At 63.5% G+C, this 14,729-nt stretch carries 14 protein-coding genes; 13 read left to right on the top strand and 1 reads right to left on the bottom strand.

Going from position 1 to position 14,729, the window contains the following annotated elements; all coding sequences use genetic code 11:
* The 13 genes from nuoG to B3D39_RS09770 all read left to right on the top strand — a co-directional run.
* A partial coding sequence (gene nuoG, locus B3D39_RS09830) for an NADH-quinone oxidoreductase subunit NuoG (protein WP_286789638.1) occupies nt 1-1,746 on the top strand: 1,746 nt, incomplete at its 5' end.
* Between the two features lie 14 nt (nt 1,747-1,760).
* Complete coding sequence (locus tag B3D39_RS09825; RefSeq protein WP_172976187.1) at nt 1,761-2,171, top strand: hypothetical protein; 411 nt, start codon at nt 1,761-1,763, stop codon at nt 2,169-2,171.
* Nucleotides 2,172-2,186: 15 nt separating this feature from the next.
* Nucleotides 2,187-3,224, top strand: coding sequence for an NADH-quinone oxidoreductase subunit NuoH (gene nuoH, locus B3D39_RS09820; protein ID WP_078599295.1), 1,038 nt, complete (start codon nt 2,187-2,189; stop codon nt 3,222-3,224).
* Between the two features lie 3 nt (nt 3,225-3,227).
* Nucleotides 3,228-3,719: an NADH-quinone oxidoreductase subunit NuoI gene (gene nuoI / locus B3D39_RS09815; protein WP_075774482.1), complete on the top strand. Its 492-nt coding sequence runs from the start codon at nt 3,228-3,230 to the stop codon at nt 3,717-3,719.
* On the top strand, nt 3,716-4,126 hold the full coding sequence (locus tag B3D39_RS09810; protein ID WP_078519420.1) for a carboxymuconolactone decarboxylase family protein: 411 nt from the start codon (nt 3,716-3,718) through the stop codon (nt 4,124-4,126). Before nuoI ends, B3D39_RS09810 begins: the two co-directional genes overlap by 4 nt.
* The gene (locus B3D39_RS09805; RefSeq protein WP_078519419.1) at nt 4,123-4,731 is read left to right on the top strand and encodes an NADH-quinone oxidoreductase subunit J; all 609 of its coding nucleotides are present in this window, start codon (nt 4,123-4,125) and stop codon (nt 4,729-4,731) included. The genes B3D39_RS09810 and B3D39_RS09805 overlap by 4 nt, the downstream gene beginning before the upstream one ends.
* A 49-nt stretch (nt 4,732-4,780) precedes the next feature.
* Complete coding sequence (gene nuoK / locus B3D39_RS09800) at nt 4,781-5,086, top strand: NADH-quinone oxidoreductase subunit NuoK (RefSeq protein ID WP_075774485.1); 306 nt, start codon at nt 4,781-4,783, stop codon at nt 5,084-5,086.
* A gap of 6 nt (nt 5,087-5,092) precedes the next feature.
* Nucleotides 5,093-7,282 carry an NADH-quinone oxidoreductase subunit L gene (gene nuoL / locus B3D39_RS09795; protein ID WP_274962654.1) on the top strand — a complete coding sequence of 730 codons (2,190 nt, stop codon included), beginning with the start codon at nt 5,093-5,095 and terminating at the stop codon, nt 7,280-7,282.
* Complete coding sequence (locus B3D39_RS09790; protein ID WP_078519417.1) at nt 7,282-8,820, top strand: NADH-quinone oxidoreductase subunit M; 1,539 nt, start codon at nt 7,282-7,284, stop codon at nt 8,818-8,820. The genes nuoL and B3D39_RS09790 overlap by 1 nt, the downstream gene beginning before the upstream one ends.
* An 11-nt stretch (nt 8,821-8,831) precedes the next feature.
* The gene (nuoN, locus tag B3D39_RS09785; protein WP_083075093.1) at nt 8,832-10,271 is read left to right on the top strand and encodes an NADH-quinone oxidoreductase subunit NuoN; all 1,440 of its coding nucleotides are present in this window, start codon (nt 8,832-8,834) and stop codon (nt 10,269-10,271) included.
* Complete coding sequence (locus B3D39_RS09780; RefSeq protein ID WP_274962655.1) at nt 10,261-11,013, top strand: biotin--[acetyl-CoA-carboxylase] ligase; 753 nt, start codon at nt 10,261-10,263, stop codon at nt 11,011-11,013. The genes nuoN and B3D39_RS09780 overlap by 11 nt, the downstream gene beginning before the upstream one ends.
* 16 nt (nt 11,014-11,029) lie before the next feature.
* A complete protein-coding gene (locus B3D39_RS09775) occupies nt 11,030-11,806 on the top strand; it encodes a type III pantothenate kinase (protein ID WP_078599292.1) in 777 nt (258 codons plus the stop codon).
* Nucleotides 11,807-11,853: 47 nt separating this feature from the next.
* Entirely contained in the window at nt 11,854-13,476 is a 1,623-nt protein-coding gene (locus tag B3D39_RS09770) for a ribonuclease J (protein ID WP_078599291.1), read from the top strand.
* Nucleotides 13,477-13,610: 134 nt separating this feature from the next.
* On the opposite strand, the gene B3D39_RS09765 is transcribed toward B3D39_RS09770, so the two are convergent.
* On the bottom strand, nt 13,611-14,729 hold a 1,119-nt coding region (locus tag B3D39_RS09765), incomplete at its 5' end, for a DEAD/DEAH box helicase (protein WP_286789637.1).

Here is a 14,729-nt window from a genome sequence, read left to right as displayed (position 1 = left end):
GGGGTGATGGAGTTCCTGCTCATCAACCACCCGCTCGACTGCCCGATCTGCGACCAGGGCGGCGAATGCGATTTGCAAGACCAGGCAATGGCTTACGGGGTGGACTTCAGCCGCTACCGCGAGCCCAAGCGTGCCGCGACCGAACTGAACCTCGGCCCGCTGGTCGAGACCCATATGACGCGCTGCATCTCCTGCACCCGCTGCGTGCGCTTCACCACCGAAGTCGCTGGCATTACCCAGATGGGCCAGACCGGCCGGGGTGAGGATGCGGAGATCGCGAACTACCTGAACATGACGCTCGATTCCAACATGCAGGGCAACATCATCGACCTGTGCCCGGTGGGCGCGCTGGTCTCCAAGCCCTACGCGTTTACCGCGCGTCCGTGGGAGCTGACGAAGACCGAGACCGTGGACGTGATGGACGCCGTGGGCTCGAACATCCGCGTCGATACCAAGGGCCGCGAAGTGATGCGCATCCTGCCGCGGAACAATGACGACGTGAACGAGGAGTGGATCTCCGACAAGACCCGCTTCGTTTGGGACGGCCTGCGCCGCCAGCGTCTCGACAAGCCCTACGTCCGTGTCGACGGTAAGCTGAAGCCTGCAAGCTGGGGCGAGGCGCTGAGCGCCGCCGCCGAAGCGATGAAGGGCAAGAAAGTCGCCGGTCTGGTGGGCGATCTGGTCTCGACCGAAGCGGCCTTCTCGCTCAAGCAACTGATCGAAGGTCTGGGCGGCACGGTCGAATGCCGCACCGATGGCGCGCGTCTGCCGATCGGCAACCGCTACGGCTATGTCGGCAATGCGACGATCGCCGATCTGGATAACGCCGAGATGGTGCAGATCATCGGCGCGAACCCGGCGGTGGAAGCGCCCGTTCTGAACGCCCGCATCCGCAAGGCCTGGGCCAAGGGCGCGACTGTCGGTCTCGTCGGCGAAGCCTGCGATCTGACCTATGATTACGTCCATGTCGGCACCGACCGCGCGGCGCTGGCCGAACTGTCGGGCAAGACGATCTCGGACGAGACGAAGGCGAAGAACACCGTCGTCATCATCGGGCAGGGCGCTCTGAACGAAGCCGATGGCGAGGCGGTTCTGGCCCATGCGATGCAGCTGGCCGAGAACTCCAACGCCAAGTTCATGGTGCTGCACACCGCTGCGGCCCGCGTGGGCGCAATGGATGTGGGCGCTGTGACCGAGGGCGGTCTGCTCGCGGCCATCGACGGCGCCGAAGTGATCTACAACATGGGCGCCGACGAGGTGGAGATCACCCCGCGCGCCGAGGGTGGTCCCTTCGTGATCTATCAGGGCAGCCACGGCGACCGCGGCGCGAACCGCGCCGACGTGATCCTGCCGGGCGCGGCCTATACGGAAGAAAACGGCCTCTTCGTGAACACCGAAGGGCGTCCGCAGCTTGCTTTCCGCGCGGCCTTCCCGCCGGGCGAGGCGAAGGAGAACTGGGCAATCCTGCGCGCGCTCTCGGCCGAGCTCGACGCCAAGCAGCCCTGGGACACGCTCGCCGGTCTGCGCCGCGCGATGGTGGCAGAGGTGCCGCATCTCGCGCAGGTCGATGAGGTCGTGGAGAACGAAGTGCAGGCGATCGAGCCGCGCGACATGGGCAAGGCGACCTTCCGTCTGCCGATCCACGAATTCTACCTGACCAACCCGATCGCACGGGCCTCCGTCGTGATGGGCGAATGCGCGAGCCTCGCGAAAGCGCGGGCCGAAGCGCCGGTCGCCGCCGAGTGAGGTTGAGACGGATGATGCAGACCCTGCCCAATATCGCACCGCTCGCCCCCGGCCTTCTGGCCGGTCTGGCGGCGTGCACGCCGACCGGCGGGGCGCAGGGGGATAGCGCGGTCAAACCGGACTATCGGGGCACCGAGACACGGCTCCTCGATAGCGATCTGGTGGAGATCCGCGCGCGTGTCTCGGGCGAGGGCGCTGGCGAGAAAGCGGCGACCGATTATGCCCAATGCGCAGCCGCGCAATACGCGCTGGTGCGCGGCTATGGATTTGCGCGCCATGTGCGCACGAATGTGACTGAAGAGGGTGGCATCTGGCGGGCAGATGCGGTCTACACCATCTCGCCCGCCTTGCCGCAGGGACTCAAGACGATCGACGCGGAAGTGACCGTCGCCGATTGCAAGGATCGCGGCATTCCGACCGTATGAAGAGAGTGGGACATCATGGCTGAATTCTTCGCGACACCTTTCGGGATCTTCCTGCTGATCGTGCTGCAGAGCTTGGCGGTTATCGCCTTCGTGATGCTTTCGATGATCTGGCTGGTCTATGGCGACCGTAAGATCTGGGCTGCCGTGCAGATGCGTCGCGGGCCGAACGTCGTCGGGCCCTGGGGTCTGATGCAGACCTTCGCGGATGCGCTGAAATATGTGGTCAAGGAAATCGTCGTGCCGGCGGGCGCCGACAAGTTCGTCTATTTCCTCGCCCCGATCCTGAGCTTCGTGCTGGCGATGCTGACCTTCGCGGTGATCCCCTTCGCCGACGGTTGGGTGCTTGCCGATATCAACGTGGCCCTTCTGTTCGTCTTCGCGGCCTCCTCGCTCGAAGTGTACGGCGTGATCATGGGCGGCTGGGCGTCGAACTCGAAATACCCGTTCCTCGGCTCGCTCCGCTCGGCCGCGCAGATGATCTCTTACGAGGTCTCGATCGGCCTGATCATCATCGGGGTGATCATCTCGACCGGCTCGATGAACCTGTCGACCATCGTGCGCGCGCAGGATACCGGCTGGGGCCTGCTGGGCTGGTACTGGCTGCCCCATCTGCCGATGGTGGCGCTGTTCTTCATCTCGGCGCTGGCCGAGACCAACCGCCCGCCCTTCGACCTTCCCGAAGCGGAATCCGAACTCGTCGCGGGCTTCATGGTGGAATACAGCTCGACCCCGTATCTGCTGTTCATGGCCGGCGAATATATCGCGATCTGGCTGATGTGCGCGCTGATGTCGATCCTGTTCTTCGGCGGCTGGCTGTCCCCGATCCCGGGCCTGCCCGACGGGGTGCTGTGGATGTTCGCCAAGATGGTGTTCTTCTTCTTCATGTTCGCGATGGTGAAGGCGATCGTGCCGCGCTACCGCTACGACCAGCTCATGCGGATTGGCTGGAAAGTCTTCCTGCCGCTGTCGCTGGCGTGGGTGGTGATCATCTCCTTCCTCGCGAAATTCGAAATCTTCGGGCACTTCTGGGCCCGCTGGGCGATGGGGAGCTGATAGATGGCTTTCGACTATAACCGCGCTGCCAAGTATTTCCTGCTGGTGGACTTCATCAAAGGCTTCGGTCTGGGGATGCGCTATTTCTTCGCGCCGAAACCCACGCTGAACTACCCGCACGAGAAGGGCCCGCTGTCGCCGCGCTTCCGTGGCGAGCACGCCCTGCGTCGCTACCCCAACGGGGAAGAACGCTGCATCGCATGCAAACTGTGCGAGGCGATCTGCCCGGCGCAGGCGATCACGATCGACGCGGAACCCCGCGCCGACGGCTCGCGCCGAACGACGCGCTACGACATCGACATGACGAAATGCATCTATTGCGGCTTCTGTCAGGAAGCCTGCCCGGTGGATGCGATCGTCGAAGGTCCGAATTTCGAATTCTCGACCGAGACCCGCGAGGAGCTGTTCTACGACAAGCAGAAGCTCCTTGAGAACGGGGCTCGCTGGGAAGCCGAGATTGCCCGCAACCTCGAACTGGATGCGCCTTACAGATGACCGACGATTTTTCGAAACTCTTTAGCAACATGATGGAGCAGTCGGCCGAGATGGCGCGGCTGTTCAATCCGGCGCTGGAAAGTTTCAATCCGGCTGCGATGGAGAAACTCTTCCCCACCATGTCGAAGGACATGATGGAGATGTGGTTCGGCAAGACCTTCAACCGCGAAGGGCTCGACAGCCGGACGCGGCTTCTGGTGACGATTGCCGCGCTCACGGTGCTGGGCGCGCAAGCGGATTCGCAGCTGCGCCTGACGATCCGCCACGCGCTCGAGGCCGGGGCCACGCAACGCGAGATCGCCGAGGTGATCTTTCAGATGAGCATGTTCGGCGGGGTGCCCGCCATGACCCGCGCGCTCGAGATCGCGCAATCGGTCTTCGACGAGAATTCGGGAGAGAACGAATGACGGTGTTTGCTTTCGCCTTCTACCTTTTCGCCATTACGGCGGTGGTCGCGGGCTTCATGGTGGTGATTTCCAAGAACCCGGTCCATTCGGTGCTCTGGCTGATCCTCACCTTCCTGTCGGCGGCGGGGCTTTTCGTGCTGCTGGGCTCGGAATTCGTCGCGATGCTCTTGATCATCGTCTATGTCGGCGCGGTCGCGGTGCTCTTCCTCTTCGTGGTGATGATGCTCGATGTCGACTTCGCCGCGCTCAAGGGCGAGCTGGCGCGCTACATGCCGCTGGGCCTCCTGATCGGGGTGGTGATGCTGGTGCAGCTGGGTATCGCCTTCGGCGCATGGCAGACCTCCGGCATGGCGGAAAGCCTGCGTGCCGATCCGGTGCCCGAGGGCATGACCAACGCGCAGGCGATCGGCCTGCTCGTTTATGACAAATACCTCTACCTCTTCCAGACGGCGGGCCTGATCCTGCTGGTCGCGATGATCGGGGCGATCCTTCTGACGCTGCGCCATCGCACCAACGTCAAGCGCCAGAACGTCATCGCGCAGATGCATCGCGATCCGTCCAAGACGATGGAAATGGTGGACGTCAAACCGGGGCAGGGGCTGTGAGCGAACAAAAGCAAGCGAAAAACGCGAGTTCGGAAACGAGGGTGAACGCATGATCGGATTGGAACATTACCTTGGCGTGGCTGCCGCGCTGTTCGTGATCGGCATTTTCGGGATCTTCGTGAACCGCAAGAACGTGATCGTCATCATGATGTCGATCGAACTCATGCTGTTGGCGGTGAATATCAACCTGGTGGCCTTCGCGGCCTATCTGGATGACCTCGTCGGACAGATCTTCACCCTCTTCGTGCTGACCGTTGCGGCAGCCGAGGCCGCGATCGGCCTTGCGATCCTCGTGGTCTTCTTCCGCAACCGCGGTTCGATCGAGGTCGAAGACGTCAACGTGATGAAGGGATAAGGGACGATGGAAACGATCATTCTCTTTGCGCCGCTGGTCGGTGCGATCCTTGGTGGCTTCGGCTGGCGGGTGATCGGCGAAAAGGGCGCGATGGTCCTGACCACGGGCCTTCTGTTCCTCGCCGCTCTGCTCAGCTGGATCGTGTTTCTCACGCTGGGCGATCAGACGCAGCATATTCACGTCCTGAACTGGATCACCTCGGGTGAGCTGGACGTCTCGTGGGCGATCCGGATGGACCGACTGACCGCGATCATGCTGATCGTGGTGACGACGGTCTCCTCGCTCGTGCATCTCTACTCGTGGGGCTACATGGCCCATGACGAGAATTTCGACGAAGGGAAGGGCGAGAACTACAAGGCGCGCTTCTTCGCCTACCTGTCCTTCTTCACCTTCACCATGTTGATGCTGGTGACCTCGGACAACCTGCTGCAGATGTTCTTCGGCTGGGAAGGCGTCGGTGTCGCCTCCTACCTGCTGATCGGCTTCTACTACAAGAAACCCTCGGCCAACGCGGCCGCGATGAAGGCCTTCATCGTCAACCGTGTCGGCGATTTCGGCTTCCTGCTGGGGATGTTCGGCCTGTTCTACATGACCGGCTCGCTGCAGCTGGACGACGTCTTCTCGGCGGCCCCGGCCTTGTCGGAGACCAATCTCGACTTCCTCTGGGGGTCCTGGAACGCGGTCGAGCTCTGCGCCTTCCTGCTCTTCGTGGGTGCAATGGGCAAATCGGCGCAGCTCTTCCTGCACACATGGTTGCCGGACGCGATGGAAGGCCCGACGCCTGTGTCGGCGCTGATCCACGCCGCGACCATGGTGACCGCGGGCGTCTTCCTCGTCTGCCGCATGTCGCCGGTCTATGAATACGCACCGCATGCGCAGACCTTCATCGTCGTGATCGGCGCCTCGACCGCCTTCTTCGCCGCGACCGTGGGTCTGGTGCAGAACGACATCAAGCGCGTCATCGCCTATTCGACCTGTTCGCAGCTGGGCTACATGTTCGCGGCGGCCGGTGTCGGCGTCTATTCGGTGGCGATGTTCCACCTGCTGACCCACGCGTTCTTCAAGGCGCTGCTGTTCCTTTCGGCGGGCTCGGTCATCACCGCGATGCACCACGAGCAGGACATGCGGAACTATGGCGGCCTTCGCAAAAAGGTGCCGCTGACCTTCTGGGCGATGATCTTCGGCACGCTGGCGATCACCGGGGTCGGTATTCCCTTCACGCCGATCGGCTTCGCGGGCTTCCTCTCGAAAGACGCGATCATCGAGAGCGTCTGGGGCGGCTCCGGCGCGGGCTATGCCTTCTGGCTTCTGGTCATCGCGGCGGCCTTCACGTCCTTCTACTCGTGGCGCCTGATCTTCATGACCTTCTTTGGCAAGCCGCGCGGCGATCATCATGCGCATGATCACGCGAAGGAAAGCCCGTGGGTCATGACGGTGCCGCTGGTGGTCCTGTCCTTCGGCGCGATCTTCGCCGGGATGATCTGGTACAACGTCTTCTTCGGCGATCACGCGAAGCTGGTGAAGTTCTTCGGGCTTCCCGCCCATGCCGAGCAGACGGCGGATGCGGGTCACGCGACGACTGGCGAGGCTGCGCAGACCGGTGAGGGCGCCCATGGCGCAACGCCGCCGGTGCCGGATGCGACCATGTCCGAAGATCAGGCCGAGGCCGAGCTGATGGACGAGGCCAAGACCTCGCCGGATGTCGGCGTCTCGACGGCGGTGATCAAGTATCCGGGCGTCGCACCTCAGGGCGCGATCTACATGGGTCAGGAAAACGAGGTCATCGACAAGGCGCACCACGCGCCGGCCTGGGTCAAGGTTTCGCCCTTCGTGGCGATGCTTGCAGGGCTTCTCGTGGCATGGCTGTTCTACATCAAGGACACCAGCCTGCCGAAGCGGTTCGCCGAGGCGCAGCCGGGCCTTTACCGCTTCCTGCTCAACAAGTGGTATTTCGACGAGCTGTACGAGCGCATCTTCGTGCGCCCGGCGCTCTGGTTCGGCTATCAATTCTGGAAGAAAGGGGACGAGGGCTCGATTGACCGAGTTATCGACGGCATGGCCGTCGGCATCGTCCCGACATTCACGAGGTTCCTTAACAGGATGCAATCGGGCTATCTGTTCCACTACGCCTTCGCCATGGTGATCGGGATTGTCGGTCTCATGCTCTGGGTCGTCCTCAACGGGGGGGCGAACTGATGCAACACCTGCTTTCCATCGTCATCTTCACGCCCGCCGTGGCGGCGCTGATCCTCGCGCTGGTTCTGCGCGGCGGCTCGCCCGAGGCGGACCGGAACGCGAAATGGGTGGCGCTGACCGCGACGTCGGTCACCTTCCTGATCTCGCTGTTCCTGCTGGCCGGGTTCGACCCGTCCAACACCGGCTTCCAGTTCATGGAGAAATACTCCTGGATCATGGGGTTCCAGTACCGCGTAGGTGTCGACGGCCTGTCGATCCTCTTCGTGATGCTGACCACCTTCATGATGCCGCTGGTGATCGTCGGTAGCTGGAATGTCACCGACCGCGTGAAGGAATACATGATCGCCTTCCTCGTCCTCGAGACGCTGATGGTGGGCACCTTCGTCACGCTCGATCTGGTGCTGTTCTACCTGTTCTTCGAAGCGGGCCTGATCCCGATGTTCCTGATCATCGGTATCTGGGGGGGCAAGCAGCGCGTCTACGCCGCGTTCAAGTTCTTCCTCTACACCTTCTTCGGCTCGGTCTTCATGCTGGTGTCGATCATCTACATCTACTTCCACACCGGAACGACGGACATGCCGGGGCTGCTCGTCTACGAGTTCCCATACACACCGGTGCACATACTCGGGATAACGATCCCCGGCGGGGTGCAAACGCTGCTCTGGCTCGGCTTCTTCATCTCCTTCGCGATCAAGATGCCGCTCTGGCCGGTGCACACCTGGCTGCCTGCCGCGCACGTGCAGGCGCCGACGGCCGGTTCGGTCGTGCTGGCCGCGGTGCTGCTGAAGCTCGCCGATTACGGTTTTCTGCGCTTCTCGCTGCCGATGTTCCCGGTGGGCAACCTCGTGGTCGGCCCCTGGGCGATGTGGCTCGCGGTGATCGCGATCATCTGGACGTCGCTGGTGGCGCTGGTGCAGACCGATATCAAGCGCGTCATCGCCTATAGCTCGGTCGCGCACATGGCCGTCGTGCTGCTCGGGATTTTCTCGGGCACGCAGCAGGGCATCGAGGGCGGTATCTTCATGGTTGTCGCGCACGGTTTCACCTCGGCGGCGCTGTTCCTCGCGGTGGGTGTGGTCTACGACCGGATGCATACGCGTGAGATCTCGGCCTATGGCGGCCTCGTGAAGCGCATGCCCGCCTATGCGACGATCTTCATGTTCTTCACGATGGCCAATGTCGGCCTTCCCGGCACCGCCAATTTCGTCGGCGAGTTCCTGATCCTCGTGGGCGTCTTCCAGGTGAATACCTGGGTTGCGCTCTTCGCCACGACGAGCGTGATCCTGTCGGCGGCCTATGCGCTCTGGCTCTATCGCCGGGTCGTCTTCGGCGATCTGATCAAAGAGAGCCTGCGCTCGATCACCGACCTGAGCACGCGCGAAAAATGGATCTTCGCGCCGCTGGTCGCGATGACGTTGCTGCTCGGCGTCTATCCCGATCTGGTGACCAACATCATCGGGCCGTCGGTGACGCAACTCGTCCAGAACTATCACGATGCCTTGCCGGACAACCTTCTGTCCGACCTGGTCGAACACTGAGGAGCTGAGGGATGACTTCTGCGGATTTCTCGATCGTCCTTCCGGAGTTTTTGCTCGCCGTTTACGCGATGGTGGCGCTGCTCGCGGGTGTGTGGTTCGGCAAGGACAAGCTTGCGCCGACCCTGCTGTGGATCACCTCCGGCGTCATGCTGGTGATCGCGGCCTGGATCGGTCTGGCCGAGGTTGGCTCGCATGAGGCCTTCGGTGGCCTCTTCATCGACGACGCGTTCTCGCGCTTCACCAAGGTGATGATCCTCGTCTCGGCTGCGCTGGTTCTCGCAATGGGCACCGATTACATGCAGCGCCGCGGGCTGCTGCGCTTCGAATACCCGATCCTTGCGACGCTGGCCGTCATCGGCATGATGATGATGGTCTCGGCGGGCAACCTGATGTCGCTCTACATGGGGCTCGAGCTGCAATCGCTCGCGCTCTACATCGTGGCCGCGCTGCGCCGCGAGAGCGAGAAGAGCTCGGAAGCGGGTCTGAAGTACTTCGTGCTCGGCGCGCTGTCCTCGGGCATCCTGCTCTACGGCGCCTCGCTGACCTACGGCTTCGCGGGCACCACGCAATTCGCGGGTATCATCGGGGTGGTTCAAGAAGGTCACCTGCCGATCGGCCTTCTGTTCGGCATGGTCTTCCTGATCGCCGGTCTCGCCTTCAAGGTCTCGGCGGTGCCGTTCCACATGTGGACGCCCGACGTCTATGAAGGTTCGCCCACGCCGGTCACCGCCTTCTTCGCCACCGCGCCGAAAGTCGCCGCGATGGCGCTGATCGCACGGCTCGTCTTCGACGCCTTCGGTCAGGTGCCGGCGGAGTGGGGCCAGATCCTCGCGCTGCTTGCGGGCCTGTCGATGGTCTGGGGCTCGGTCGCGGCGATCGGTCAGACGAACATCAAACGCCTGATGGCCTATTCCTCGATCACCCATATGGGCTTCGTGCTGCTGGGCCTCTCGGCGGGCACCGCCGAGGGCGTGCAGGCGATGCTGACCTATATGGCGATCTACGTGACGATGAATGTCGGCGTCTTCGCCTTCATGCTCTCGATGGAGCGTGACGGCCAGCCGGTGACCGATATCAAGTCGCTGAACCAATATGCCCGTCAGGATCCGACCAAGGCGCTGGCGATGCTGGTACTGCTGTTCTCGCTCGCGGGCGTGCCGCCGTTCCTGGGCTTCTTCGCCAAGTTCGCGGTGCTGCAGGCGGCGCTGCATGCGGGCTATATCTGGCTCGTGCTGCTGGGCGTGATCGCCTCGGTCGTGGCGGCCTTCTACTACCTACGGATCGTGTTCTACATGTATTTCGGCAAAGAGACGGACCCGCTGGACAACCGGATGCCCGCGATCCAATGGGGGCTTCTGATGGTCTCCGCGCTGGCGATGCTGCTCGGTATCTTCAACCTCTTCGGCATCGAGGGCGCAGCCCAGGCTGCGGCGGCGGCTCTTGTCAACTGAGCGCGATGACTGGCCCGAGGGTGTGGCGCGACATGTCCTGCCCTCGGTCGATAGCACCATGGATGAAGCGGCCCGGCTAGCGCCGGGCCTCTCCGGTTCAGCGTGGATCTTTGCGCATGAGCAGACCGCGGCCCGCGGTCGGCGCGGCCGTGCCTGGCGCGCGCCCACGGGCAATTTCTCGGCGACGCTGGTGATGCGGCCCGAGGGCGGGCTGGGGCAGGCGGCGCTCTATTCCTTCGTCGCGGCCTTGGCGCTCGAGGCGGCGCTCGCCCATGTCGGAGGCCCGCATGCGCGGCTCTCGATCAAATGGCCCAATGACGTGCTGCTGAGCGGTGGCAAGATCGCGGGTATCCTGCTGGAGAGCCTGCGCGGCGGCGATCAGATCGCGATCGGCATCGGGGTGAACCTCGCGCAGGCGCCCGACCGCAGCGAGGTCGAGCCCGAGGCGATGGCCCCGGTCAGCCTGATTGGCGAGACCGGGATGCGGATCGCTCCGGTCGACTTCCTGCCGATGCTGGCGCAGGCCTTCGATCACTATGACCGACAGTTCCGCGATTACGGCTTCGACGCGATCCGCAATGCGTGGCTCGCCCGCGCCGCGCGTCTGGGCGAAGAGATCACCGCCCGGGTCGGCAACGAGACCTATCGTGGCACCTTCGAGACCATCGACGAGACCGGGGCGCTTATCCTGACCACGCCCGAGGGCCGTCGCGCCATCTCGGCAGCGGATATCTTTTTCTGAGCGGAAAGGGGGAGCCATGCTTCTCTGCATCGACTGCGGTAACACCAATACGGTCTTTTCGGTCTGGGACGGGACGGATTTCGTCGCCACATGGCGGATGGAGACCAATCACCAGCGCACGGCGGACGAATATTTTCTCTGGCTGTCGGGCATGATGCGCGTGCAGGAGATCGCGGGCGAAATTACCGAGGTGATCATCTCCTCGACCGTGCCGCGGGTCGTGTTCAATCTGCGGGTCCTGTCGAACCGGTATTTCAACTGCCGGCCGCTCGTGGTTGGCAAGCCCGAATGCCGTCTCCCGGTCGAGCCGCGCGTCGATCCGGGCACGACGGTCGGGCCGGATCGCCTCGTGAACACGGTTGCGGGTTATGACCGGCATGGCGGCGATATCGTCGTCGTCGATTTCGGCACCGCGACCACCTTCGACGTGGTGGCCTCCGACGGCGCCTATATCGGCGGCGTGATCGCACCCGGCGTCAACCTCTCGCTCGAGGCGTTGCACGCGTCCGCCGCCGCCCTACCTCATGTCGACGTGACGATGCCCGAAAAGGCCATCGGCACGAATACCGTCGCCTGTATCCAATCGGGCGTTTTCTGGGGCTATATCGGCCTCGTCGAAGGCGTCGTGCGCCAAATCCGGCTCGAACGCGACCGCCCGATGAAAGTCATCGCGACCGGCGGTCTGGCCGAACTGTTCTCGCAGGGCTTTGACCTCTTTGACAGTGTAGATTACGACCTTACCATGCACGGCCTTCGCCTCCTCAACGACTATAACAAGGATCTTCCCGCGTGAGTGACAGACTGATCTACCTCCCCCTCGGCGGTGCCGGCGAAATTGGCATGAACGCCTATGTGTACGGCTACGGCCCAGAGGGGAAAGAGCGGCTGATCGTTGTCGATCTGGGCGTGACTTTCCCGGATATGGACGGCACGCCCGGCGTCGATCTGATCTTCGCCGATCTCGAATGGCTGGAAGCGAATGCCGACCGGATCGACGCGATCTTTATCACCCACGCCCATGAAGACCATATCGGCGCGCTGCCCCATGTCTGGAACAAGCTGCGCAAGCCGGTCTATGCGCGGGCCTTCACCGGCCGCATCGGTCAGCTGAAGCTGGAAGAGGCGGGGATCCCGCCCGAGACGATCCAGATCGTCGAGCCGCGCCCGAAGGTGATCGAAGCCGGTCCGTTCAAGGTGCAATTCGTGCCGATCTCGCACTCGATCCCCGAAAGCTCCGGCCTCATCATCGACACGCCCGCCGGGCGCGTTGTCCATACGGGTGATTTCAAGCTCGACGGCAACCCGATCGTGGGCGAGCCCTTCGAGCCCGAGATGTGGCATGCCATCGCCAAAGAGGGCGACGGTGTGAAGGTTCTGGTGAGCGATTCCACGAATGTCTTCTCGCCGCTGCCGGGCCGGTCGGAGGCCACGCTGGCCGAGCCGATCTCGGAACTGATCCGCGCCCAGACCGGCATGGTCGTCGCGACCACCTTCGCCTCGAACGTCGCGCGCCTGAAGACGCTCGCCGAGGCGGGCAAGGCTGCGGGCCGCTCGGTCTGCCTGCTGGGCCGTGCGATGAAGCGTATGGTCTCGGTCGCGGAAGAAACCGGGGTGCTCAAGGGCATGCCCGGCACGATCTCGGCGGAAGAGGCGAGCGATGTGCCGCGCCAGAACCTGATGCTGATCGTGACCGGCTCTCAGGGCGAGCGCCGCGCGGCCTCGGCCCAGCTGAGCCGTGGCAAATATCTGGGTCTCGAGCTGAAAGAGGGCGACACATTCCTGTTCTCCTCGAAGACCATTCCGGGCAACGAGCGCGGCGTGATCCGCATCATGAACGCGTTCTCTGAGATGGGCGTCGACGTGGTGGACGATCACGGCGGGCTCTATCACGTCTCGGGCCACGCGAACCGCCCCGATCTGGAAGCCGTCCATGAACTGCTCGCGCCGAAGATGCTGATCCCGATGCATGGCGAGCACCGTCACCTGCGCGAGCACGCGAAGCTGGCCTCGGATAAGGGCATCGCGTCAGAAGTCGCGACGAACGGCACGATGATCGACCTGACCGGCAAGACGCCGAAAGTCGTCGAATATATCGAAGCGGGCCGCACTTACCTCGACGGTTCGGTGCAGATCGGCGCGATGGATGGCGTGGTGCGGGACCGGATGCGTATGGCGCTGAACGGGCTGTGCCTTGTGACCCTGATCCTCGACGAGGAAGACCAGCCCCTAGGTGAGCCCTGGGTCGAGCTGAACGGTCTGCCGAAACTGGGCCGCTCGGGCGCGCCGCTGGCGGAGACGATCGAAGACGAGATGACGCAATATCTCGAACGCGCTTCGATCAAGGTCCTCAAAAATGACGACAAGATCGACGAGGGCCTGCGTCGCATCGCGCGTCAGGTCTCGATGGAAGAGATCGGCAAGAAGCCCGAAGTGATCGTCGTCACCAGCCGCCTGACCGAGTGAGCGCGGCTCCGCGCCCGAAAGGGCGCGGATCGCCCTAGGCGCAAGCGGGCAGGGGCGCGCGCGATCCCTAAAGACAAAGAAAAACCCCGCCGGAGGAAGCCTCCGGCGGGGATATTTTTTCCAATACGAAAGCCTCAGCTGTCCGCTTTGTCCTCGGCGGTCTCCTCAACCGCGCCGGGGCGGAAGGAGACGGTGAGGAAGTCCGGGACGTGATCGCCCATGCCCACGACTTCGTTGTCGCGCTCGCGGCGATTGCGGCCACCGCGCGACCGGCGGGCATTGCCGCCCTCGTCGGAAGACTGGCTGCGCGATTGCGGCTTCGGAGCGCTCGCGGCCTCGGGGGCTGCTTCGCTGCGGGCCTCTTCGGGCTGAGCCTCGGCTTTCTTGGGCACCTGCTCTTGCTCCTGCTGCTCCTGCGGCGCGGCGCTTTGCGGCTGCTGCGTCTCTTCGCTGCGCTGGTCGCGTTTCGACCCACGCCCGCCACGATCCCGGCTGCGCCCGCCGCGCGAACGACCGCCCTTGGCGTCTTCGCGCTTGCGCGCCGGTTGCTTCGCACCTTCGGACAGTTCGAAATCTTCGGGCGGCTCGGCGCGCGGGATTTCCTGCTCGACGAGGCTTTCGATCTGACCGAGGAATTTCTCGTCCGACGGGACCGCGATCGAGATCGCCGTGCCCTTGCGACCCGCGCGACCCGTGCGGCCGATCCGGTGGACGTAATCCTCGGCATGCATCGGCAGGTCGTAGTTGAAGACGTGGCTCACCGAGGGCACGTCGAGACCGCGCGCCGCCACGTCGGAGGCGATCAGCAGCTTGAGCTTGCCATCGCGGAAATTCTCGAGCGTGCGCGTGCGCTGGCTCTGGTCGAGGTCGCCATGGATCGGGGCGGCGTCGAAGCCGTATTTCTGCAGGCTCTTGGCGACGATATCGACATCGACCTTGCGGTTACAGAAGACGATCGCATTGGTGCAGGCCTCGCCCTCGGCCGAGATCACCGCGCGCAGCAATTCGCGCTTGGCCTTGGCCGTCTGGTCGCGGCGCGCCGGTTCGATCTGGATCAGCTTCTGGGTAATGTTCGCACCCGTTGTCGCCTGACGCGCAACTTCGACCCGCGTCGGCGCATGCAGGAAGGTGTTGGTGATCCGCTCGATTTCCGGGGCCATCGTGGCCGAGAAGAACAGCGTCTGGCGCGTAAACGGCGTCAGCTGGAATATGCGCTCGATATCCGGGATGAAGCCCATGTCGAGCATCCGGTC

This window comes from Thioclava sp. UBA3469 (assembly GCF_002378135.1).
GTDB lineage: Bacteria > Pseudomonadota > Alphaproteobacteria > Rhodobacterales > Rhodobacteraceae > Thioclava > Thioclava sediminum.
The sequence above is the reverse complement of the archived record's forward strand: the minus strand, read 5'-3'. Positions and strand labels throughout refer to the sequence as shown.